The following is a 329-nucleotide window of genomic DNA, read 5'->3' as shown; positions in this document are numbered from 1 at the left end:
CGACGCTGTCCTTCATCTGGATGCCGGCAAAGCCCAGACGGAAAGCGGTCTGCACATTCTCCATCCGGTCATCAATGAAAACACTTTCCCCGGCCTTGAGCTGGTATTTGTCCAGCAGGGCCTTATATATGCGCGGGTCGGGCTTGTTGATGTGCACCTCGCAGGAGGCCACGCCGCCGTCGAACAGGTCCTTGAGGACTCTCTCAGTCAGAAAATCAAGCACATCCTCGGGGATATTGCTCAGGTAGTAGACACAGTAGCCACGGCTCTTGAGTTTCCGCACCAGCTCCTGCATCCGGCTGCGGGGGCGGAGGATATGCATCCAATCG

At 57.1% G+C, this 329-nt stretch carries 1 protein-coding gene; it reads right to left on the bottom strand.

Annotation, left to right across the window (positions count from 1 at the left end; all coding sequences use genetic code 11):
• On the bottom strand, window positions 1-329 hold a 329-nt coding region (locus P0G09_RS16570), incomplete at both ends, for an HAD-IA family hydrolase (protein ID WP_275253208.1).

Origin of the sequence: Faecalibacterium sp. DFI.5.82 (assembly GCF_029076575.1) — a bacterium.
GTDB lineage: Bacteria > Bacillota > Clostridia > Oscillospirales > Ruminococcaceae > Faecalibacterium > Faecalibacterium duncaniae.
Note: the sequence above shows the minus strand (reverse complement) of the source record. Positions and strands in the feature narration are given on the sequence as shown.